The organism is uncultured Kiloniella sp. (assembly GCF_937128705.1).
Lineage (GTDB): Bacteria > Pseudomonadota > Alphaproteobacteria > Kiloniellales > Kiloniellaceae > Kiloniella.
This window is the reverse complement of the sequence record NZ_CAKZMP010000217.1, coordinates 1-5066: the sequence shown is the minus strand read 5'-3', so window position 1 is coordinate 5066 and position 5066 is coordinate 1. Positions and strand designations below refer to the sequence as shown.

5 protein-coding genes are annotated in these 5066 nt (G+C 44.9%); 2 read left to right on the top strand and 3 right to left on the bottom strand.

Going from position 1 to position 5066, the window contains the following annotated elements; genetic code table 11:
• Together Q0241_RS11445 and Q0241_RS11440 are read right to left on the bottom strand one after the other, a co-directional pair.
• Positions 1 to 395: PAS domain S-box protein (locus Q0241_RS11445; protein WP_299377459.1), on the bottom strand; the 395-nt coding region annotated here is incomplete at its 3' end.
• A gap of 329 nt (positions 396 to 724) precedes the next feature.
• Positions 725 to 2182, bottom strand: coding sequence for a catalase (locus tag Q0241_RS11440; RefSeq protein WP_299377457.1), 1458 nt, complete (start codon positions 2180 to 2182; stop codon positions 725 to 727).
• 203 nt (positions 2183 to 2385) lie between these two features.
• Here Q0241_RS11440 and Q0241_RS11435 point away from each other — a divergent pair, with 203 nt between their 5' ends.
• Both Q0241_RS11435 and Q0241_RS11430 read left to right on the top strand, forming a co-directional pair.
• Entirely contained in the window at positions 2386 to 3348 is a 963-nt protein-coding gene (locus tag Q0241_RS11435; protein WP_299377455.1) for a hydrogen peroxide-inducible genes activator, read from the top strand.
• A gap of 60 nt (positions 3349 to 3408) precedes the next feature.
• Positions 3409 to 4842: an amidase gene (locus Q0241_RS11430; RefSeq protein WP_299377453.1), complete on the top strand. Its 1434-nt coding sequence runs from the start codon at positions 3409 to 3411 to the stop codon at positions 4840 to 4842.
• A 65-nt stretch (positions 4843 to 4907) separates the two neighbouring features.
• Here Q0241_RS11430 and Q0241_RS11425 read toward each other — a convergent pair.
• Positions 4908 to 5066, bottom strand: a 159-nt coding sequence (locus tag Q0241_RS11425) for an oligopeptide/dipeptide ABC transporter ATP-binding protein (RefSeq protein WP_366941176.1), incomplete at its 5' end; no start/stop codon positions are given.

Genomic DNA, 5066 nt, shown 5'->3' with positions numbered 1-5066 from the left:
GTACTAATATCACGCACCAAAAAAGTAAGCTGCCGTTGTTTAGAATTTTCCGTTACAAAAGATCGAAGCTGTACATCTATTTTCACACCGTCTTTAGATTTGATAAGACCGGGTAGTATAAATTCACCCTCAGGTAAGTTGTCATTGTCGCAAATTTTGAGAAGCTTGCTCTGGTTCCCTTGACTAACGGTAAAGACGTCAAAAATCGACTGCGAAAAAAGATCTTCTATCGCATATCCAAAATTTTTCCTGACCGCAGGATTAGTGTATTGAATTTGCCCTTTGTTATCAGTAACAAGAACAGCTTCAAAACTATTTTCGAGTAAGATATTGCTTGCATTACTTCGTGCTTCCGAAGTAAGAGCATGTTCATTACGATAATGCTCGCTGGTCATATACACAGCCCATTTCAACTTGAATTACCGGGCTCACACAGTCCTCAAACCAGTACAAAAGCGCCGTCTCTCACATGAGAAAGCAAATCGAACATAAAAGATCAATTCAATTCTGATCATTAACCATAATATTTTTGTAATATTTCCAAAAAAAGAATTTTTACCTAGAAACCAACAACAATAGAATGAAACAATACTTCTTCTATACACGCATTAATTACTTATAATTTTATCCAGTTTTTAGCTCCAAGAATTTAACCTCACCACCAGATACAAAAAAGGGAAGGCCCGGCGCGACCTTCCCTTTCATACTGCCTTTGAATAATTTCTTATTCAGCGGCAGCTATCTCTTCAATATTTAACCCCAGCGCTTTGGCGACTCCAGCACCATAAGCAGGGTCCGCTTTGTAACAGTTGCGAATATGACGGTGTTGAATGTCCAACCGCGCACCGCCAACAGCCCTTGCTGTGTTTTCAAACAACACTTGCTGTTGCTTTGCAGTCATGAGTTGGAACAGAGCTCGAGGCTGAGAATAGTAATCGTCATCCTCCCGGTGGTTCCAGTGATCCGCAGCACCTTCGATCGACAAAGGGGGTTCTGCAAAATCAGGCTGCTCGTTCCACTCATCCTTTGTATTAGGTTCATACCCGATACGACTGCCGCCATTACCATCAACACGCATTGCGCCATCGCGATGATAAGAATGGAACGGACAACGGGGCGCATTAACAGGGATTTGGCTATGATTTACACCCAGACGATAACGCTGTGTATCACCGTAAGAGAACAAACGCCCTTGAAGCATTTTATCTGGCGAGAAGCTAATACCAGGCACAACATTCCCCGGATTAAAAGCAGATTGCTCAACTTCCGCAAAATAGTTTTCAGGATTACGGTTAAGCTCAAATTCACCGACTTCAATCAACGGATAATCTGCCTTTGGCCATACTTTCGTCAGATCAAACGGATTAACATGATAAGATCCTGCTTCTTTTTCTGGCATCACTTGAACAAAGAGTGTCCATTTTGGAAAATCACCATTTTCAATTGAATCAAATAAATCTTTCTGGTGACTTTCCCGGTCTTCCCCAACCAACTCGGCTGATTCTTGATCCGTTAGATTTTTTATACCTTGCTGGGTTTTAAAGTGGAATTTCACCCAATAACGCTCGTTATCAGCGCTGATAAAGCTAAAGGTGTGACTACCAAAGCCATGCATATGACGGTAAGTTGCTGGGATACCCCGATCACTCATGACAATTGTCACCTGATGCAGAGCTTCTGGTAAGCTTGTCCAGAAATCCCAGTTATTATCGGCACTGCGCATATTAGTTTTTGGATCGCGTTTTACGGCGTGATTAAGATCCGGGAACTTCATAGGGTCCCGAAGAAAAAATACAGGAGTGTTATTTCCGACAAGGTCCCAGTTTCCTTCTTCTGTATAGAATTTCATTGCAAAACCGCGAATATCACGTTCCGCATCTGCCGCACCACGTTCACCCGCTACTGTGGAAAAACGGAGGAACATTTCGGTTTTTTTACCGATTTCGGAAAAGATTTTGGCTTTTGTGTACTTCGTAATGTCGTGTGTAACTGTGAATGTACCGTAAGCAGCAGACCCTTTGGCATGCATACGTCTTTCAGGAATGACTTCTCTGTCAAAATGAGCCATCTTTTCCAAGAACCAAACATCCTGTAATAGTGCCGGGCCACGTGGACCTGCAGTCTGGATATTCTGGTTATCGACAACGGGAGCACCGAATGCGGTTGTAAGTTTATTTTTCATTCTGCTTACCTTCTCTCCTTATCCAGCCATAATATAAAAGCTGAGAGTTGATCAAAATTACTTCATCCGGCCTGTTGTGAAGTTTGAAATCGTTTTTGCTTATGTCGTTTGAATTGCGCCGGCCGATAAAGAAACAATACCTCCTTGATTTAAATCGATCCAACGAGTTATTCTGATCACAATAATTGGAAAAATCGATTAATATGCATATACCCACGCTAAAACAGCTAAAATACCTCGTCGAACTGGAGCGTCACAGCCATTTTGGACGGGCCGCTGATGCTTGTTTTGTGACTCAATCAACCCTGAGTGCTGGCATACAAGAACTTGAAAATTTGCTTGGATGTAAACTTGTTGAACGAACCAAACGCAGAGTCCTCTTCACCGAATTGGGTAATGAAATTGTTCAAAGGTCCCTAGAGTTATTAAGGGGAGCAGAAGACATTGCGACAATGGCACGGCACAGTGCCGAAACACTAAGCGGGGATCTCAAGCTTGGTGCTATTCCCACAATAGCCCCTTACCTTCTGCCGCAAACCCTTCCGCGCTTAAGAAGAGAATATCGAGACCTCAAGCTCTATCTGGTAGAGGATGAAACATCCCGGCTTATTGATCGCTTACGGGCAGGAACCATTGATGCAGCCTTAATGGCTTTCCCTTATAATGAAGCAAGTCTTGAATGGGTTGAACTTGCCGAAGATCCCTTCCTTCTTGCCCACCCCATTGATCATCCAATTGCCACGATGGACGCTGCACAACGCAATCATTTATTACAAAGCCAAGCCTTACAAAGCCAGCTTATCCTTCTGGAAGAAGGCCATTGCTTACGTGACCATGCTTTGGCTGTTTGCCATATGACAAAGCTAAAGCCCGGACAGACACTACAGGCATCCAGCCTTCTGACACTGGTACATATGGTTGCTAACGGTCTGGGCGTCACTCTTTTACCTGCGCTTTCCTGCCAATCGTCACTTCTCTCGGGCACCAACGTTGCCTTAACCCCACTTGACGGAAATTCAGGTCACAGAAAGCTTGGTTTGGCATGGCGGAAAAGCTCGGTCAGAAAAAAGGATCTCAAACTCCTTGCCGATCAGCTTGCACAAACAGCACAAAAGCAAATCAATTCATTTCTGACGAAAATGCTATCGACCAACGAAACCGGATAGGTATAAGCTAGCATTATCTTAATTAATCCTTTCTTTCATCACGTATCACCGAGCCCACAAATGTCCGCACAAAACGCAAACGAAATCATAAATGCCACGGCCTGTGAGGTCAGAGATCGTCTTCTAAAAAAAGATATCAAACCAACAGAACTGCTGGATGCTCTTGAAGACAGAATTCAGCATGTGGATGGCTCGGTTAATGCCCTGCCAACTCTTTGTTTTGACCGCGCCTACGACTGTGCAAAAAAACTTGAAGCTAAACCCATTGAAAAGCGTGGATTGTTGGCAGGTATTCCCGTGCCGATTAAAGACTTAACCGCCGTAAACGGCGTGCGAACTACCTCTGGCAGTCCAATTTTTGCAGATCGTATTCCTGATTGGTCCGATGTTTTGGTTGAAACAATGGAAACAAACGGTGCCATTGTTTACGGCAAATCGAATACACCAGAGTTTGGCGCCGGCGCACATACATTCAACCCCGTACTTGGCACAACAAGAAATCCATGGGATCTATCTAAATCTGCGGCGGGCTCTTCTGGTGGTGCAGCAGCAGCCCTTGCCACAGGATGTGCCTGGCTGGCGCATGGCTCAGACATGGGGGGATCACTTCGTAATCCAGCAAGTTTTTGTGGGGTCGTCGGCTTGCGCCCTTCTATGCATCGCTTATCCGATGGACCGGGAACATCGCCGTTCCAAACTCTATCCATGCAGGGTCCCATGGCACGGAATGTAGCCGACACCGCTTTGTTATTAGATGCTATGGTGGGCTTCAAGAACATGAACCCACTGGCCCAACCAAGCCCCGCAACAAGCTTTCTATCAATTGCCAACAAAAAAATAAAACCAATCAAAGTCGCGTACAGCCCTGACCTCGGTGTCAGTCCGGTAGACCCAGAGATCGCAGAAATATGTAAAAGAGCAGCACTACAATTCGGAACGGCAGGTGTCATTGTCGAAGAAATAACACCTGACCTTCTGGATGCCCCTGAAGTATTTAAACGTTTGCGCGGCTTGGATTTTGTTGTTGGGCTGGGTCCTCTTTTAGATCAACATCGTGATAAGCTAAAAGAGGATATTATTTGGAACATTGAATACGGGCGCTCTTTAAGCGCAGAAGACATTGCATGGGCAGAGCGGAAAAGAGGCGAAATCTACTATTCCATGCAACAGTTTTTTACCGAATACGATCTGCTGATTTGCCCCACAACCATTGTGCCCCCTTTTCCTGTCGAACAAAGATACGTGACTGAATGCGCTGGCCAGAAGTTGGAAACTTACATTGATTGGCTAGCAATCGTCTCTACGATAACCCTTACGGCATCCCCCGCGATTTCAATCCCCTGTGGGTTCACCAAAACAGGATTACCTGTCGGATTACAACTTGTTGGTAAACCACAAGGTGACGGACCTTTGCTTTCGGCGGCAAATTTACTAGAAGAAATACTCCCTAAAATGCAAACGCCTATAGACCCAAGACCTAAGGTCGGATCGTAGAGCTAGATTACAAAAAAGCCCCGCAAATGCGGGGCTTTCTCGATTAGTTCATCAGACTTGACATCCTATTCTTCAATAAAGTGGCACGCTGCCTCTCTACCTTCTCCATAAGATTTCAAAGCGGGAACCTCTGCTGCGCAAATGTCCTTGGCAAACGGACAGCGTGTTCTAAAAACACAGCCTGATGGCGGATTTAAAGGGCTAGGCAAATCCCCCTTCAAAGC